Origin of the sequence: Streptococcus sanguinis SK1 = NCTC 7863, from assembly GCF_000194945.1 — a bacterium.
Taxonomy (GTDB): Bacteria; Bacillota; Bacilli; order Lactobacillales; family Streptococcaceae; genus Streptococcus; species Streptococcus sanguinis.
In genome coordinates, this window is record NZ_GL878507.1 from 663,235 (window position 1) to 679,136 (window position 15,902).

Consider the following 15,902-nt stretch of genomic DNA (forward strand, 5'->3'; position numbering starts at 1 on the left):
TTCTCCTGAATAAGATGTTAATGATACCATTGTAACATACTAAAGATTAAAAAAACACTATTGATAATTTACAAGTATATGACATTTTTCGTTTTATTTCAAAAAATCCAACTCAAAAACAAGTTGGATTTAATTCGCATTATTAAATTTTTGACAAAATCGCGTCCCAAGCGGCATCTAAGCCATCCTTGGTGACTGAGGAAAAAAGAATGAAATCATCATTTCTGTCAAAGTCCAGCTTTTTCTTAATAGCTGACTCGTGCTTATTCCATTTTCCGCGAGGGATTTTATCAGCTTTGGTTGCAACCAAAATAACTGGAATGTCATAATATTTCAGAAATTCATACATCTGCACATCATCTGCGCTAGGATCATGCCGAAGATCAACAAGGCTGACAACCGCTCTGAGATTTTCACGACTAGTCAGATATTCCTCAATCATCCGGCCCCATTTTTCACGCTCTTTTTTGGAAACACGGGCATAGCCATAACCTGGCACATCAACAAAACGCAGCTTGTCATCAATGTTGAAAAAGTTTAGCAGCTGCGTTTTTCCAGGTTTTCCTGAAGTTCGCGCTAAATTTTTACGATTGAGAAGTGTATTGATGAAGCTGGACTTTCCAACATTGGATCGGCCAGCTAAAGCAATCTCTGGAATATCGTCTTGAGGGTAATGCGATTTATTGGCTGCGCTCAGCAAAATCTCTGCGTTGTGGGTATTGATTTCCATAAGCACCTCGTTAGGCAGTTTCTAGAATAGGCTTATCTGTTCCATCTACTGCTTCTTTGGTAATGCGGACAAGTTTGACATTTTCCTGACTTGGAACTTCAAACATGACATCCATCATAGTTTCTTCAATGATAGAGCGAAGCCCTCGTGCACCTGTTTTACGTTCAATCGCTTTATTGGCAATCTCCTGCAGAGCATCTTCGTCAAATTCAAGCTTAACATCATCATAAGACAGAAGTGCCTGATACTGCTTAATAAGGGCGTTTCTAGGCTCTTTCAAAATCCGAACCAAATCATCAACTGTTAGTTGCTCCAGAGCAGCAAAAACAGGCAAACGACCAATCAACTCTGGGATAATCCCGAACTTTTGGACGTCTTCTGAGATAATTTCCTGCATATAGGAACTATCTTCGTCGATTGCTCGGTTGTTCTGACCGAAACCAATGATTTTCTCACCCAGACGCTGTTTTACGATTTCTTCGATACCGTCAAAAGCACCGCCAACAATGAAGAGAATATTCTTGGTATCTACTTGAATCATTTCCTGCTGCGGATGCTTGCGTCCACCTTGCGGCGGTACACTAGCTACTGTTCCTTCGATAATCTTCAGCAGAGCTTGCTGAACTCCTTCACCCGAAACATCACGGGTGATAGAGACATTTTCGCCTTTCTTAGCAATCTTGTCAATCTCATCGACATAGATAATCCCGCGCTCAGCACGCTCGATATTAAAGTCAGCCGCCTGCAAAAGCTTGAGAAGGATATTTTCAACATCTTCTCCGACATAACCAGCTTCAGTCAAAGCTGTTGCGTCCGCAATGGCGAAAGGCACATTGAGGCTGCGAGCCAGAGTCTGCGCCAGGAAGGTCTTACCTGACCCAGTCGGACCAATCATCAAAATATTTGACTTTTGCAGTTCCACATCTTCTTCTTCACGGCTGTCGTGGTAGTTAATACGCTTGTAGTGATTATAGACCGCTACTGCTAAGGCACGCTTAGCTCGGTCTTGCCCGATAACATAGTGGTTCAAGATATTCAGCAGCTCCTGAGGTTTTGGTACCTCAGATAAATCTGCCAGCACTTCCTCGGCTAGCTCTTCACGGATGATCTCCTGTGCCAGCTCCACACATTCATTACAGATGAAGGCATTATTTCCAGCTATAATCTTCTGCACCTCATCTTGATTCTTCCCACAGAAAGAACAAAAAACCATCATATCATCATTACGACTTGTAGGCATTGTTTACTCCAATTCTAAAATTCTAAATCTATTTATTTTCTTTCGTACATGTTAAAAAAGTGTCATATAAAAAGCATGAATGGAATTTACCAAGTTTGTAAAAGCATTCAGCAAAAATAAAGCTGCCAGTCCAAACCGCTTTTTCCGAAAGGTTTGAACGGCACAAATAAGACAAATGACACATAAAAAGGCCGTAAAAAAACCAAAAATACTACGTTCCATTCTTACGAGTCCTTCCTTTGGTATCTTTTTATAGTAAAATCATAAGGATTCTTTTCATCTTTGGCATGAAATTCACTGCTAACTTCCTGATAAGGAGCCCAGTCAAATGTCTCAGGGAAATAGGTATCTCCTTCAAGTTTAGCAGCAATCTGAGTCTGAATCAATTCTTCCAAAAACGGCTCAAAAGCCCTGATAATCTGCGCTCCGCCAATAATATACAAGTTTCTATCTTGCTTGTGGTACCAATCCAAGACATCTTCCACATTGCTGAACAGCAAGACATTCTCATTGTCAACTTGATAGTTCTTGTCCCTGCTCAAAATCAGACTAATCCGATTTGGCAAAACCCGACGCTGCAAACCATCAAAGGTCACACGGCCCATCAAAATAGCATGTCCAGTAGTTGTAGCCTTAAAATGCTGCAATTCTGCTGGTAGATGCCAGGGCATGACCTTGTCTTTTCCAATCAGACCACCCTCTGCCTGAGCCCAAATGGCAATAATCTTCTTTGTCATCCTTTTATCCTTTGTATTAGTAACTCTATTCTATCAAATTTGCTGTAAAAAGGCATGTTTAAAGTATGATTCAAGCAGAACTTTTGCAGAGGTTGGCGGTTTTCGCATACACTTATCAAAATCGTTAAATGGCCAAATCGAACTTCAGCTGAGGTTTAACGGGATCATAGTCTATTAACTCAAAATCTTCTGCCTTGATATCAAAGAAATTGGTCCCATCGGGTACATTTAAAACGAGTCGAGGTTGACAGTCGCTAGGTTCCCGACGCAATAGTTCCTCCGCCTGCTCGAACTGATTGTCATAGATGTGCAAGTTATTGATAAAGTAAAAGAACTTACCGACCTTCCAGCCGAAATGCTTGGCAATCATCATCTGTAGAGCCACGTACTGCATAGCATTGATGTGGTGAGCAACCAACATATCATTTGACCGCTGAGTCAGAGTCACATCCAGATAAATGTCTCCATCTACACGCCGAACGTCAAACATGGTTTGAAAAGCGCATGGGAGCAAGCCATCTGTTTCTTCAAAAGCTTCATAATCCCAGAGAGAGATGATATTGCGGCGATTCCAAGGATTGGCTTCCAGCTGTTGAAGGATTTTATTGATAATATCGTGCTTCTTAACAATGGCTCCGTAGCGTTGGCCAATAGTTCCCGTATCGCCAACTTCCCAATCATTCCAGTAGTGAACATTATACTTGTCATTGAGCAATTCCAGGCTATTGGACTGGTCTTGATAGATCCAAAGGACTTCCTTGATGGCAGACTTGATGGCAATAGGGCGCAGAGTCGTGATTGGGAATTCTCCCTTGCTCAAATCGTATTCCGCAAAAGAACCAGTGATATATTTGGAATTAGCCACATTTCCATCTTTGTAGCGCGGACGGGCGTTTTCAGAAAAAACACCTTGCTCCATAATTTTTTTAATATTCTCTTTGAAAATCGTATCTGCTAGAGTCATGATTTCTCCTTCATCAGTGAGCTTTTTCTAGTATAGCAAATTTTCAATAAAAATTCTCCTACAGACCTTTCTGCAGGAGAACAAATAAAGCATACTTGTTGAATTATTGTAAGACCAATGAAGCTGCCCCGATAACACCGGCATCATTTCCAAGAGTAGCCAAGGCCAGCTTGGTTGAAGTACGAACCTGCGGGAAGCTATTTTCTTCATAAACCTTGCGCACGCCATCAAGTAAGAAATCACCCGCAGCTGATACGCCACCTCCGATAACAATTGTAGATGGATTTAGGATAGAGCCGATATTGGCACAGGCAATACCTAGATAGCGCGCGAAATTGCGATAGACAATCAGAGCCAGCTCATCGCCCTCTTTCGCCAAGTCGAAGACAACCTTTGCATTGACATCTTCACCATTGTCGATCAGTTTTTTCAGCTCTGCATCACCAGCATACTCATCAGCATAGCGACGAGTCAAATTAACAATACCAGTCGCAGATGCAACAGTCTCTAGGCAGCCATTCTTGCCACAGGTACATTGAATCGGCTGATCGAAGTCAACAGTGATGTGGCCCAACTCTCCTGCTGCTCCAGCAAGTCCATGCAAGAGCTTGCCTTCAGCAACGATTCCTCCGCCAACACCTGTTCCTAGTGTCATGAAGACTACATCAGGCTGGTTTTCTCCAGCACCCATCCAACGTTCACCCAAAGCAGCAACGTTAGCATCGTTGTCAATATAGAAAGGAATCCCAGTCGCTTTTTCAATCTTATCCTTGACCGGCTGCAGCGTCTTCCAATTGAGATTGTAAGCACCGATAACAGTCCCTTTCTCACGGTCAACTACTCCTGGCGAGCCCATACCAATCCCGATAAAATCCTCTGCTGAAAGCTGAAGCAAGTCCAAACGGTGCAGGATTGACTCAATCATATCCTCTACGATGTGGCTACCTTCGTCCAAAACATTGGTTTTAATGGACCATTTTTCCTGAATTTCGCCCTCTGAGGTCAAAATAGCAAACTTAATAGATGTTCCACCAAGGTCAATTCCGATTATTTTTTTCGACATGATGTTCTCCTCTGTGTTTTATTTATCATCATTATATCAGATTTTTTCAGTAAGGAAAAGGTTTGCATAAAGAAAAGTAAAAATCAAATCCATCTTTATTCCCAAAGTAAACTCACAAGTCTTTTGTATAATAATACCTTTCACCAGTATAGGGGTATTCTTTCAACGCAAAGACTTCTGTATAGCCGTGCTTTTTATAAAAATCTGGGGCTTGAAACTGATACGTATCTACAAATGAATATTTGCATTTCCTTTCTCTGGCTTCTTGTTCCGCCTTGCATAGTATTTCTGAGCCAATGCCTTGCCCTCGTAATTTTTCGCTCACATACAAATACTCAATCTCCAGCCAATTTCCAAAAGTTTCGGCCGCCATACCAGCCAGCAGATTTCCTTGTTCGTCTTCTACATATATGTTAAGAGGCTCACTTTTGGAGGGCTCCCTCTTAGATCGATTGTAGGCCCTGATTAAGTTTCCCAGTTCTTGTGTCTTTTTCGAGTTGGTATTTTCCAATCTTAGTTTCATAGATGCCTCCTTTCCATCTCTAAAGGTTTTAGATTAACAGTATATGAAACTGTTCAGACTATATCTTAACCTTAATTATCCTTCTGACTTGCTCGCCATTGATTATGGTAATCTATCATTGTTTCATAAATATGTTTTGGCTTCTCTTTTTTCAGTAACATAAGAGCAATCTCTAGAGGTTCAGGAATACCAAACTTATATCTTTTGCTCTTTCTCGAAGCGAGCCTACTTCTCTTCAAAACTGCAGGATCTACTGAATGAAAACAAATCGTTAAAATATGTCTCTTATTGAATAATTGATATTTTGCATAATGTCGAATACGTTCAATTCTATAATCTATCCTCTGAATTTCTTCCCAACTATAAAACGAAACTTCTCTAAAAAGAAGGGGTCTGAAGTAAAACCCCTGTTCCGTTAGACGCAGAAAACGTTTATCTCTAAACAAACAAATCCATACTAAAATAGAGAGAAAATCAAAAACAATTGTACCTATCACTAAAAACATTTTTTCAATCACAGAAATATTGGAGTCAAATAACAAATATCCGTTTTTAGATGGTAATACAAGAACTGCAGTCATAAAGACTGCAAGAGCACTCGCCAATATAGCTAAAATGAATATTTTCAACCAGCTCTGCCTAAACACTATTTCTTTCATCCGTCTAACCCACTTAGGTATTCATAGCGCTCGTATTTTTCCAGCAATTTCTCGTTCTGCTCATCCAGTTCTTGCTGGAGTTGAGACAGGCGAGTAAAGTCAGAGCCATTCTCCTGCATGGCCGCTTCAATCTCAGAAATCCGCTCCTCCAGCGCCTCGATATCGGCCTCAATAGACTCCCACTCCTGCTTTTCAAAGTAGGTCATGCGCTTTTTATCCTCGCGCACTTTGGCCGATTTTTCCTTTTCCGCCTTTTGGGAAATAGCAGAGCTTTCTGCCAGAAAGGCTTTTTCATCCAAGTAATCCGTGTAATTACCGAAAAACTCTCTGATACTTCCATCCTCAAAAGCCAAAATTTTGCTGGCTACCTTGTCTAGGAAATACCGGTCGTGGCTGACTGTAATGACTGGACCGGCAAAGCCTTGCAGAAAGTTTTCCAAGACCGTCAGAGTTGCAATATCCAAATCATTGGTTGGCTCGTCAAGAAGCAAGACATTCGGCTTTTCTAAGAGCAGCTTGAGCAGATACAGCCGCTTTTTCTCTCCGCCAGAAAGCTTTTCGATTAAAGTCCCATGAGTAGAACGAGGAAAAAGAAACTGCTCCAAGAGTTCTGCAATGGAAGTCGTTCCACTGCCTATCTTGACCTCCTCGGCCACTTCTTGTAGGTAATTAATGACCCGCTTAGACTCATCCAAGCCCTCAATCTGCTGAGAGAAATAGGCCACTCGAACTGTCTCGCCGATAATGAGCTGACCAGCCTGAGGATGAAGTTTTCCAGCAATCAGATTGAGCAAGGTTGACTTGCCGACACCGTTATCTCCGACAATCCCAATGCGGTCCTTGTTCTGGATTAAAAGGTTAAATTGAGAGAGAATGGGCTTCTGATCATAAGCAAAGTCTACATTTTGAAACTCGATAACTTTCTTACCAATACGGCTGGTTTCAAAATTCATTTCCAGATTGCTGTCAGTCGTCTGGCCTGCCAAATCTTTCTTGAGGTCATGAAAACGATTGATCCGAGCCTGTTGCTTGGTTGCCCGAGCCTGAGGCTGCCGTCGCATCCAGGACAACTCCTGCTTGTATAGCTGCTGCTTCTTATGAAGCAAGGCCGCATCTCGCTCATCCTGATCTGCCTTGAGACGGACATAATCTTGATAATTTCCCTGGTATTCAATCAAGCGACCGCCATCCAGCTCAAAAATCCGTGTCGAAATATTATCCAAGAAATAGCGATCATGGGTGATGAAAAGCACGGTCTTCTTTGAATTTTTCAAGAAATGCGTCAGCCATTCAATGGTATCAATATCTAGGTGGTTGGTCGGCTCGTCCAGTAAGAGCAAATCTGCATCACCTAAGAGAACCTGAGCCAGCTGAACTCGGCGACGAAGGCCTCCTGATAGCTGACCAACCTTAAGTGACAGATTAGTCAGACCAAGCTTGGACAGAACCGTCTTGACCTGACTTTCGATTTCCCAAGCATTCAGCGAGTCCATCTCGGCCATAACCGCTTCTAGTCTAGACTGTTGGCTTTCATCATAAGCCGTCAGGAGCAGCTCATACTCTCGAATCAACTGCATTTCCCGTAAATCACTTGATAGAACAGTGTCAAGCACCGTCTGCTCTTCATCAAAATCAGGCTCCTGAGTCAGATAAGCAATTTTATAGCCCGTCTTAGCAGAAAAAGGGCTGACATCTCCGTCAAAGCCCGACTTGCCTGACAAGACATCCAGCAGCGTTGTCTTTCCTGTTCCATTAACACCAATCAGACCAATCCGGTCTAGCTCATGAATGATAAAGGAAATATCCCGAAAAACAGTCTTATCTCCTACTGATTTGGTTAGCTTGTCAACGATAAAATCGCTCATTTCTTCTCCTCGATATAAGCATAAATGGCCTCTAAGTCATTAGGTAAGCAGCCGTCTACAATAGCGTGTTCCAACTCTTTCAGAATTTGACCCAGTTTTGGTCCAGGCTCAAAGCCGAACTCCTGCATCAACATACCACCATTAACCACCATTTCCTGTTTGTTATGAATAGTTAGACTAGCATCAAGATTCTGAATCGCAGAGAAATCCACTGGTAAACCTTGCGCCTGCCGCAGTTCTTCTGCTTGTAGCAATAAGTCAATATCATAGTCATAGCAGTCGCGCTTGGTCAAGTCTCGTTCTGAGCGGATGGCCGCAATCTCAACCAAGTCTTCTACTTTCTTGGCAAATTCACGAGAAGTCTTCCATTTTTTCAGAAAACCTTTGACATTTTGCACATCTAAAGCCAGTAAAAGGGCTGCCCAAGCCTGTTCAGATGCTGAAAAGCGAAAATCTGAAGCCAAGTCAAAGAGCCGTTCTAACTTAGCTCTGCTCCCCTTCAAATCTGGCAAAAATTCTATAGCACCACTTGTCAAGAGTGCTTCTAAACCCTTGCGCCAAAACGGAGCCAGCAAGAGCTTGTCGAATTCGATAAAAATTCGTTCAACTGAAATTTTTTCCAGCAAGGGAGCACAATCCTTCATAGCTACGAAAGTATCTTGCTCTAGGTCAAAATCCAAGGTAGCTTGAAAACGAAAGCCCCGCATGATGCGGAGAGCATCTTCATTAAAACGCTCAGCAGCCGTCCCAACTGCCCGCAAAATCTGATTTTCCAAGTCATCCAAGCCTTGGAAAAGATCGATGACTTGGCCGTTTTCATCCAATGCTAGAGCATTGATGGTAAAATCGCGTCGCTTGAGGTCTTCCTCCAAAGAACGCACAAAAGAAACCTTACTAGGCCTGCGGTAGTCCACATAGACATCCTCGGTCCGGAAAGTCGTCACTTCGTATTCGCGGTTATTTTCCAAGACCAAGACGGTTCCATGCTCAATCCCCACATCAACTGTACGGTCAAAGATACGTTTGGTTTCCTCAGGATAGCTGGAGCTAGCGATATCCACATCGTGAATAGGTCGCTGCAAAAGGGCATCTCGAACAGAGCCCCCAACGAAATAAGCTTCAAAGCCAGCTACTTTTATCTTCTCTAATACTGGCAAAGCCTCCTGAAATTCAGAAGGCAGAGTTTCTAATCTCATAGTAAATGTTCCAATCCATAGACTAATTCTGAGCGTTTGACAACTTCTTTAATAGCAAGATTAACTCCTGTCATAAAGGAAGCACGGTCATAGGAATCATGCCGCAGCGTCAATCCCTCTCCCTGGCTGCCAAAGATTACTTCTTGATGGGCAACCAGACCAGGCAAGCGAACCGAATGGATACGCATGCCATCGAAATCAGCTCCTCGGGCGCCAACTATAGACTCTTCCTCATCAGCAGCTCCCTGCTCCTTGCTTGATCTGACTTGGCTGATGAGCTCAGCTGTCTTGATAGCTGTCCCACTCGGTGCATCCTTTTTCTGGTCATGATGCAGCTCAATGATTTCTACATTTGGGAAATACTTAGCTGCCTGAGCTGCAAACTGCATCAGTAAAACAGCTCCCAAGGCAAAGTTTGGAGCAATCAATCCGCCCAGCTCCTTTTCCCTAGACAATGTGATTAACTCTTCCAACTGCTCAGGAGTAAAACCTGTCGTTCCAACCACTGGGCAAAATCCCTGTTCCAGAGCGAAGTGAGTATTGTCATAAGCTACTTTTGGGGTTGTAAAATCAACCCAGACATGGGCTTCCAGTCCAGCCAATTCTTCCTTGGCATTGAAGACGGGAACACCAGCCACTTCTTTTTCATCCGTAAAAGGATCCAGCAGCCCAACTAATTCTAGTTCAGGATCTTCTGTCACCATTTTATAGGCTGCTTGGCCCATTTTTCCTTTAAAACCAGCAATAATAACTTTGATACTCATGTTTCTCCTCCTTACAGAGACAAGCTCAGATATTCAGACAATCAAATTACAGGAATATAAGCAAGTGCAACACTACCCCTGCCTAGGTGCGTCCCGATAACACTGCCAAAGGTTGCGATAGGAACTTCGCCAGCAATACCACTGTCTAGCAGATTCTGCTGAAGCTCAGCTGCTTTTTCTGGCGCATTGCCATGGATAACCATAATCTGATAAGCACCGCCTGCTGTTCTTTCTTGGACAAGTTCCAGCATACGCTTGGTAGCCTTCTTCTCCGTCCGAATCTTTTCAAAAACCTCTATCACACCATGATCGTTAAAATACAGAATAGGCTTGATACTGAGCAGATTTCCCAGAATAGCTGCACCGTTAGACAGGCGTCCTCCTTTGACCAAGTGGTCCAAGTCATCCACCATGATAAAGGCGCTGGTGCCATCAATCTGCTTTTGAACATTAGCTAAAATTGTTTCAAAATCTAGGCCTTGTTCTGCCCATTCTAGAGCTGATTGGGCCATGATACCGAGCGGAGCACTGGTAATCTTAGAATCTGGAAAGGCAATTTGCAAACCATGAAATTCATCTTTCAGATACTGAATATTTTGATAAAAACCAGAAATTCCGCTAGATAGAAAGAGCCCCAGAACATGGGTATAGTCTTTGCCGTCTAGAATGGTGAGAATCTCTTCTAACTCAGCAATGCTAGGCTGACTGGTCTTAGGCAGTTCATCTGACTGAGCCATTTTTTCATAAAATTCACTGGCTGTTAAATTTCTGCCTTCGACATAAGTCTCACCAGCAATCACGACTGGAATATCCAAGACGAAAAGATTTTCATTCTCCAGCAGCGAAGCCGGCAGATAGGCCGATGAATCTGTGATAACCGCTAACTTCATGATTAAAACTCCAAATTAATGCCCGGCAAATCTAGAGCAATTTCTGTCACTTCATAAGTCAAGCGATTAAGCATGGTTAAGCAAGGCCGAGCCAGCTCTTCTACTTCATCGTGGTCAAATTCACTCGGTTCCTCAATAAGACGACCGTGAATGTGGTTGGCTTGCGAAATAGTTCCGCTGATAACAAAATTCTCAAAAACAATCATAAAAGTCAAAATCACAATCAATGAAGTTGTATGGACTTCGACATCTCTTTTGACCAATTGGAAATTCACATCAACCTTGGTTTCAGGTGTTCCATTTTCTTTTTCCCACTCAAAATTTCGGGCGTCAAAATGGTACTGACTAACAAATTCTTTTTCGCGCTGTATGTTCATTTTTATTCTCCTAAAAATATGCGATAGGCCCATTATACCATATATCGAGCGAAGTTTCCATGCTAAAATTTGCAGGCTGGAAAACACAAAAAAGAATCTCACTGACAAGCGAGATTCTTTTAAATATTATTTTTTAAGTGGTTTGCGCAGGTAACCAAAGATAAAGCCGCTGACTACCGCACCAATCAATACGTATACCAAGTAAAGGATTGGATTGTTTGTCAAACCGATAACGAAGATTCCTCCGTGAGGAGCCATGAGCTTGATACCAGACAATCCTACAAGAGCACCTGTAAGAGCTGAACCTACGATAAAGCTTGGAATAGCACGAGCTGGGTCAGCAGCTCCAAACGGGATAGCTCCTTCTGTGATGAAAGACAGACCCATGACAATGTTTGTCAAACCTGAATCACGTTCTTCTTCAGTGAATTTATGTTTGAACAAAAGAGTTGCAATAAATACTGCCAAAGGCGGAACCATACCAGCTGCCATAACTGCTGCCATAACAGGCGAACCACCAGTTGAAACAGTGCTTGCCAGTGTACTAGTACCGAATACGTAAGCAGCCTTATTGACCGGTCCACCCATATCGACAGCCATCATACCACCGACTAAGAGACCAAGAAGGACAGCAGAGCTTCCGCTCAGACTTGCCAAGAAATCATTCAGGGCTGTATTGATTGCTGACATTGGAATATTGACCGCCAACATCACAAATCCAGTCACAAGAACGCCCAGAAGAGGCAAGAGCAAGATTGAACGGATACCTTCAAGTGAGCGAGGCAGACCTGCAAGAAGCTTACGAAGGAGAAGGATGATACCACCAGCTAAGAAGCCGCCTACCAAAGCTCCTAGAAAACCAGATGATACACCAACTAAATCAAGAGTTTTCTGACCGCCTTCAGCATAGGCAACACCGCCAAATGATGCACCGCTGCTCGCAATTGCTCCAGCTACAAAACCAGAAACCAGACCTGGCTTTTCAGCTATTGAGTAAGCGATATAACCAGCTAATACTGGCAGCATGAAGCCAAAGGCTGCTCCACCAATTGCTTTAAACTGCGCTGCAATTTCATGATAACTTCCCAGATTAGAAAGCTGATCTTTTGGTACACCTAAGATCTGATCCAGCAAGAATGCAATGGCAATCATAATCCCACCGCCAATAACGAATGGCAACATTTGGGAAACGCCGCTCATTAGGTGCTTGTAGAAAGCGCCACCTAGGCTAAGCTTTTCATTGCTGGATTCTGCCGTACCGCCACCATTGGCGGCCTTATAAATCTCAGCATTTCCTGAAAGAGCCAGATTAATCAGTTCTTCTGTCTTACGAATACCATCTGCAACTGGACGATTGATTAACGGCTTGCCGTCGAAGCGATTCATCTCTACCGCTTTATCAGCAGCGATGATAACAGCTTTTGCTTTTTTAATATCTTCTGCAGTCAGCTTATTTCCGACACCACTGGCACCGTTGGTTTCAACCTTGATGCCGACACCCATTTCAGCAGCGACCTTCTGTAAAGCCTCTTGAGCCATGTAAGTATGCGCAATCCCTGTCGTACAAGCTGTTACAGCTACAAGGAAGTCTCCGCCTTCATTAGCAGGTTCGACGACAGCAGGTTCTTCTGCTTTTTCTGAAGCTTGGTCAAAGAGCTCAATCACCTGATCAGGCGAAGTCACTTGGCGCAGTTTATCCGCAAAACCATCCTTCATCAAGTATTGAGACAATTCAGCTAAGGCAGCTAAGTGAGTATCGTTAGCACCTTCTGGAGCTGCAATCATGAAGAAAAGATCAGTTGGCTGGCCATCCAAACTTTCATAATCGACGCCTTTATTTGACTTGGCAAAAAGGACAGTCGCTTCTTTCACTGCAGCATTTTTGCTGTGAGGCATAGCGATTCCGTCACCCAGACCTGTAGAAGTCAAGGCTTCACGAGCCAAAATCCCTTCTTTGAAAGTCTCGAAGTCTGTCACATAACCATCATCCACTAGGCTTTGAATCATTTCTTCGATAACAGCTTTTTTCTCTGTTGCCTGCAAGTCTAGCAACATCACATCTTTTCTTAGTAAGTCTTGAATTTTCATATTTTTTCTACCTCTACTTTTTCATAGATTTCTTTTATGTAATCAGCTGTCGCCAAATCATCTGAGAAGGTGGTTGCCGTTCCGCAGGCCACTCCCCATTTGAAAGCTTGAATAACATGACCAGACCGGACAAACTCTCCGGTAAATCCAGCCACCATAGAGTCACCAGCACCAACAGAATTTTTTACATTGCCCTTGATAGGTTTAGCGAAGTAGGCACCATCTCGAGTCACCAATAAGGCACCGTCGCCAGCCATGGAAATAATCACATGTTGGGCACCCTTGTCTAAGATTTGACAGGCATAACTCTCAATCTGATCCAAGCTTTCGAGCTTGACTCCGAAAATATCACCTAGTTCGTGATTATTTGGTTTTACCAAAAGCGGCTCAAACTCTAAAGAATCCAGTAGCGTCTGGCCTTCAAAGTCACAGACAACTTGCGCTCCTGTCTTTCTGGTCAGGCCAATCAACTCCTTGTAGACAACGTTTCCTAGATTTTTAGGACTGCTGCCTGCGAAGACTACTGTATCTTCCGAAGTCAGAGAAGAAAGGAACTTCTCAAGTTCTTCTAGTTTCTGACTGGAAATTTCTGGACCAGGTCCGTTAATTTCTGTCTCAGCATCTGCTTTAATTTTGACATTGATACGAGTATCCTGCTCAACTTCTACAAAATGGCTTGAGATTCCTTCCTCTTCCAGAGTATCTGTGATGAACTTGCCAGTAAAACCACCGATAAAGCCAGTCGCTGTATTCTCAATACCTAGACGTTTGAGAACTCGGCTAACATTGATTCCCTTTCCGCCAGCGAATTTATCGTCACTGTCCATCCGATTGACGCTTCCTATAAGGACTTTGTCCAGACGGACAATATAGTCAATGGAAGGGTTTAGTGTGACAGTATAAATCATACCTCAATCACCTCCGTTTTTTCTTTCAGCGCTTGAATCACTTCTGATTCATTTTGAATAGTAATAATGCTTGCTTTGGCAAGAGGAGCGACCTTGACAAAGGACGTCTGTCCTAGTTTAGAAAGATCAGCCAAGACATAAGTCTTCTTAGCGTTCTCTAAAATCGCTCTTTTGACAGCTCCTTCTTCCATATCTGGAGTAGTAAAGAAGCCATCGTCAATGCCATTCATTCCAATAAAGGCTTTATCGAAATTCAACTGACCGATTTGATTTAGGGCAACACCGCCAATGCTGGCATCTGTTGAGGGCTTGACCTTTCCGCCGATAATGACTGTCGGGATATTGCGCTCTACCAACTTAGTCGCATGGTGAATGGAGTTGGTGACAACAGTCACTCTAGGGTCATGCAACTCATTAACTAAAAGCTCATTGGTTGTCCCCGCATCAATAAAAATCACATCATGTTCTTGAATCAAGCTTGCTGCCATCTTGGCAATAGCTGTCTTTTCTTGAATGCTTTTGATAGATTTTTCCTGATTACTCTCCTCTTCTTGTAGAAAATGAAGGCTCTCGGCTCCACCATGAACTCGTCGCAGTTTATGCTCGCTCTCCAACTCATCCAAATCTCTTCTAATAGTTGATTCTGAAGTGTTTAAAGCATGTACTAGATAGTCTAAGGAAACAAATTTTTCTCTTATGACTGTCTCTAGAATAACCTGCTTTCTTTCCGACTTCAGCATAAAGCACCTCCTTTGAAATCGTTTACGATTATTATTATACCTCTTTAATTTTCAATGTCAAGCACTTTCTATCAAAAACTTTCATTTTCTATCTTTTTATCGAACAAAAAAGAGCTGGACTATATCCAACTCCTTTCATATCTTTGCATAGCTGCCCAATAAAAGGCAATTAGCTATTATTAATCAATGATACAAGATAGGCTGCCATGACAGGCAGAAAAGTTCCAAGAAAAGTAAACACAACCAGAACCCAGAACCAGACTGACTTAAATGCCTGTCGGTAGGTCCCTGGGAGCGAACGATTGGCGTCAATGTATTCCTTAAATTTTGGCCATTTCAAGATTAAGAGCAAAAGAAATACTGTACTGCCAGCGATTAATAGGCCGTAAAAAACAATGTTAACAATAGGCTCTGGAGCTTTTTTTGAAAGAAAAGCTATACCTTCTGCTATGACAAAGTTATTGAGAGCATGAAAAATGATAGACCAGATAATCGAATACTCAAAAGCGATATAACCAAAGCCCAAACCAATCAAACTAGCAAAATAAAACTGATAAAGATTTTCGTGAAAAAGACCAAACAAAATCGCAGTCAGAAGAATGGCAAAAATCTTTCCATGCTTCTCTAAGGCTCGCAAACCAGCTCCTCTGAAAATAATTTCCTCTGTAACTGGAGCCATCAAAGATGAATAAATCAGCATGGTCAGTGTCTCAGAACCGCCGCTCCCTGATTCCATACCAGAAAGATTCAGATTGAAGAGCTGAATGATAGCCTCCATGAGTTGATTAACAACAGCTGTGAATAATTGGGCGAATAATAGGAAGCAAATCATGTAAAAGAAAACTTTAGGAGTCATCTTCTGCCCCTTATGACGAAGGTCATATTTGAAGAGCTGCTTGCCCCTAGACACCGTGAAAGTAAGAACACCAAGACAGGAAGCTATAATATAGGCTCCACCGTCCTTTTCCATGAATTTAGTGATAATGTCTTGCGTTTTTTGAATATCCATACCTTGCCCAGGTAAGACGATAAAAAAAGCCACAAATACGTAAAAGAAAACTGCGCCAAGCATGACCCACAAATAAGTAAAGCAAGTCGCTGAAAATCGTCCTAGATCTTTTTTAGGATTTAAAGGTTCGGGTATATAATACATAAAAT

General features: G+C 42.6%; 17 protein-coding genes. All 17 read right to left on the reverse strand.

What is annotated here, in order from left to right:
• Window positions 1-142 precede the first annotated feature (142 nt).
• Window positions 143-730, reverse strand: coding sequence for a ribosome biogenesis GTP-binding protein YihA/YsxC (yihA, locus tag HMPREF9378_RS07575; protein ID WP_002900427.1), 588 nt, complete (start codon window positions 728-730; stop codon window positions 143-145).
• 10 nt (window positions 731-740) lie between these two features.
• Window positions 741-1,970, reverse strand: a complete 1,230-nt coding sequence (clpX, locus tag HMPREF9378_RS07570; RefSeq protein ID WP_002895582.1) for an ATP-dependent Clp protease ATP-binding subunit ClpX — start codon at window positions 1,968-1,970, stop codon at window positions 741-743.
• A 51-nt stretch (window positions 1,971-2,021) separates the two neighbouring features.
• Window positions 2,022-2,192 (reverse strand): hypothetical protein, encoded by a 171-nt coding sequence (locus HMPREF9378_RS11650; protein ID WP_002895584.1) that lies wholly within the window; start codon window positions 2,190-2,192, stop codon window positions 2,022-2,024.
• Between the two features lie 2 nt (window positions 2,193-2,194).
• Window positions 2,195-2,707: a dihydrofolate reductase gene (locus HMPREF9378_RS07560; protein WP_002913593.1), complete on the reverse strand. Its 513-nt coding sequence runs from the start codon at window positions 2,705-2,707 to the stop codon at window positions 2,195-2,197.
• Between the two features lie 124 nt (window positions 2,708-2,831).
• On the reverse strand, window positions 2,832-3,671 hold the full coding sequence (locus HMPREF9378_RS07555) for a thymidylate synthase (RefSeq protein ID WP_002913595.1): 840 nt from the start codon (window positions 3,669-3,671) through the stop codon (window positions 2,832-2,834).
• 103 nt (window positions 3,672-3,774) lie between these two features.
• Window positions 3,775-4,734 carry an ROK family glucokinase gene (locus HMPREF9378_RS07550; protein ID WP_002900431.1) on the reverse strand — a complete coding sequence of 320 codons (960 nt, stop codon included), beginning with the start codon at window positions 4,732-4,734 and terminating at the stop codon, window positions 3,775-3,777.
• Window positions 4,735-4,846: 112 nt separating this feature from the next.
• Window positions 4,847-5,257, reverse strand: coding sequence for a GNAT family N-acetyltransferase (locus HMPREF9378_RS07545; protein WP_002900432.1), 411 nt, complete (start codon window positions 5,255-5,257; stop codon window positions 4,847-4,849).
• Window positions 5,258-5,328: 71 nt separating this feature from the next.
• Entirely contained in the window at window positions 5,329-5,916 is a 588-nt protein-coding gene (locus HMPREF9378_RS07540) for a hypothetical protein (RefSeq protein ID WP_002913596.1), read from the reverse strand.
• The gene (locus HMPREF9378_RS07535; protein ID WP_002913597.1) at window positions 5,913-7,781 is read right to left on the reverse strand and encodes an ABC-F family ATP-binding cassette domain-containing protein; all 1,869 of its coding nucleotides are present in this window, start codon (window positions 7,779-7,781) and stop codon (window positions 5,913-5,915) included. The genes HMPREF9378_RS07540 and HMPREF9378_RS07535 overlap by 4 nt, the downstream gene beginning before the upstream one ends.
• Complete coding sequence (locus HMPREF9378_RS07530; protein WP_002913598.1) at window positions 7,778-8,977, reverse strand: CCA tRNA nucleotidyltransferase; 1,200 nt, start codon at window positions 8,975-8,977, stop codon at window positions 7,778-7,780. The genes HMPREF9378_RS07535 and HMPREF9378_RS07530 overlap by 4 nt, the downstream gene beginning before the upstream one ends.
• On the reverse strand, window positions 8,974-9,741 hold the full coding sequence (gene dapB / locus HMPREF9378_RS07525) for a 4-hydroxy-tetrahydrodipicolinate reductase (protein WP_002913599.1): 768 nt from the start codon (window positions 9,739-9,741) through the stop codon (window positions 8,974-8,976). The genes HMPREF9378_RS07530 and dapB overlap by 4 nt, the downstream gene beginning before the upstream one ends.
• Window positions 9,742-9,782: 41 nt before the next feature.
• Entirely contained in the window at window positions 9,783-10,631 is an 849-nt protein-coding gene (locus HMPREF9378_RS07520) for a DegV family protein (RefSeq protein WP_002913600.1), read from the reverse strand.
• Window positions 10,632-10,633: 2 nt separating this feature from the next.
• Entirely contained in the window at window positions 10,634-11,008 is a 375-nt protein-coding gene (locus HMPREF9378_RS07515; protein ID WP_032911155.1) for a DUF1149 family protein, read from the reverse strand.
• Window positions 11,009-11,134: 126 nt separating this feature from the next.
• Window positions 11,135-13,096 carry a PTS fructose transporter subunit IIABC gene (locus HMPREF9378_RS07510; RefSeq protein WP_002913604.1) on the reverse strand — a complete coding sequence of 654 codons (1,962 nt, stop codon included), beginning with the start codon at window positions 13,094-13,096 and terminating at the stop codon, window positions 11,135-11,137.
• Window positions 13,093-14,004 carry a 1-phosphofructokinase gene (gene pfkB / locus HMPREF9378_RS07505; protein ID WP_002913606.1) on the reverse strand — a complete coding sequence of 304 codons (912 nt, stop codon included), beginning with the start codon at window positions 14,002-14,004 and terminating at the stop codon, window positions 13,093-13,095. The genes HMPREF9378_RS07510 and pfkB overlap by 4 nt, the downstream gene beginning before the upstream one ends.
• On the reverse strand, window positions 14,001-14,744 hold the full coding sequence (locus tag HMPREF9378_RS07500) for a DeoR/GlpR family DNA-binding transcription regulator (RefSeq protein ID WP_002913607.1): 744 nt from the start codon (window positions 14,742-14,744) through the stop codon (window positions 14,001-14,003). Before HMPREF9378_RS07500 ends, pfkB begins: the two co-directional genes overlap by 4 nt.
• Before the next feature lie 169 nt (window positions 14,745-14,913).
• On the reverse strand, window positions 14,914-15,897 hold the full coding sequence (locus HMPREF9378_RS07495) for a CPBP family intramembrane glutamic endopeptidase (RefSeq protein WP_002913608.1): 984 nt from the start codon (window positions 15,895-15,897) through the stop codon (window positions 14,914-14,916).
• Between the last annotated feature and the right edge of the window lie 5 nt (window positions 15,898-15,902).

Coding starts and splice junctions, on each gene's coding strand:
- yihA (WP_002900427.1), bottom strand. CDS start 730: ATGGAAATCAATACCCACAACGCAGAGATTTTGCTGAGCGCAGCCAAT.
- clpX (WP_002895582.1), bottom strand. CDS start 1,970: ATGCCTACAAGTCGTAATGATGATATGATGGTTTTTTGTTCTTTCTGT.
- HMPREF9378_RS11650 (WP_002895584.1), bottom strand. CDS start 2,192: ATGGAACGTAGTATTTTTGGTTTTTTTACGGCCTTTTTATGTGTCATT.
- HMPREF9378_RS07560 (WP_002913593.1), bottom strand. CDS start 2,707: ATGACAAAGAAGATTATTGCCATTTGGGCTCAGGCAGAGGGTGGTCTG.
- HMPREF9378_RS07555 (WP_002913595.1), bottom strand. CDS start 3,671: ATGACTCTAGCAGATACGATTTTCAAAGAGAATATTAAAAAAATTATG.
- HMPREF9378_RS07550 (WP_002900431.1), bottom strand. CDS start 4,734: ATGTCGAAAAAAATAATCGGAATTGACCTTGGTGGAACATCTATTAAG.
- HMPREF9378_RS07545 (WP_002900432.1), bottom strand. CDS start 5,257: ATGAAACTAAGATTGGAAAATACCAACTCGAAAAAGACACAAGAACTG.
- HMPREF9378_RS07540 (WP_002913596.1), bottom strand. CDS start 5,916: ATGAAAGAAATAGTGTTTAGGCAGAGCTGGTTGAAAATATTCATTTTA.
- HMPREF9378_RS07535 (WP_002913597.1), bottom strand. CDS start 7,781: ATGAGCGATTTTATCGTTGACAAGCTAACCAAATCAGTAGGAGATAAG.
- HMPREF9378_RS07530 (WP_002913598.1), bottom strand. CDS start 8,977: ATGAGATTAGAAACTCTGCCTTCTGAATTTCAGGAGGCTTTGCCAGTA.
- dapB (WP_002913599.1), bottom strand. CDS start 9,741: ATGAGTATCAAAGTTATTATTGCTGGTTTTAAAGGAAAAATGGGCCAA.
- HMPREF9378_RS07520 (WP_002913600.1), bottom strand. CDS start 10,631: ATGAAGTTAGCGGTTATCACAGATTCATCGGCCTATCTGCCGGCTTCG.
- HMPREF9378_RS07515 (WP_032911155.1), bottom strand. CDS start 11,008: ATGAACATACAGCGCGAAAAAGAATTTGTTAGTCAGTACCATTTTGAC.
- HMPREF9378_RS07510 (WP_002913604.1), bottom strand. CDS start 13,096: ATGAAAATTCAAGACTTACTAAGAAAAGATGTGATGTTGCTAGACTTG.
- pfkB (WP_002913606.1), bottom strand. CDS start 14,004: ATGATTTATACTGTCACACTAAACCCTTCCATTGACTATATTGTCCGT.
- HMPREF9378_RS07500 (WP_002913607.1), bottom strand. CDS start 14,744: ATGCTGAAGTCGGAAAGAAAGCAGGTTATTCTAGAGACAGTCATAAGA.
- HMPREF9378_RS07495 (WP_002913608.1), bottom strand. CDS start 15,897: ATGTATTATATACCCGAACCTTTAAATCCTAAAAAAGATCTAGGACGA.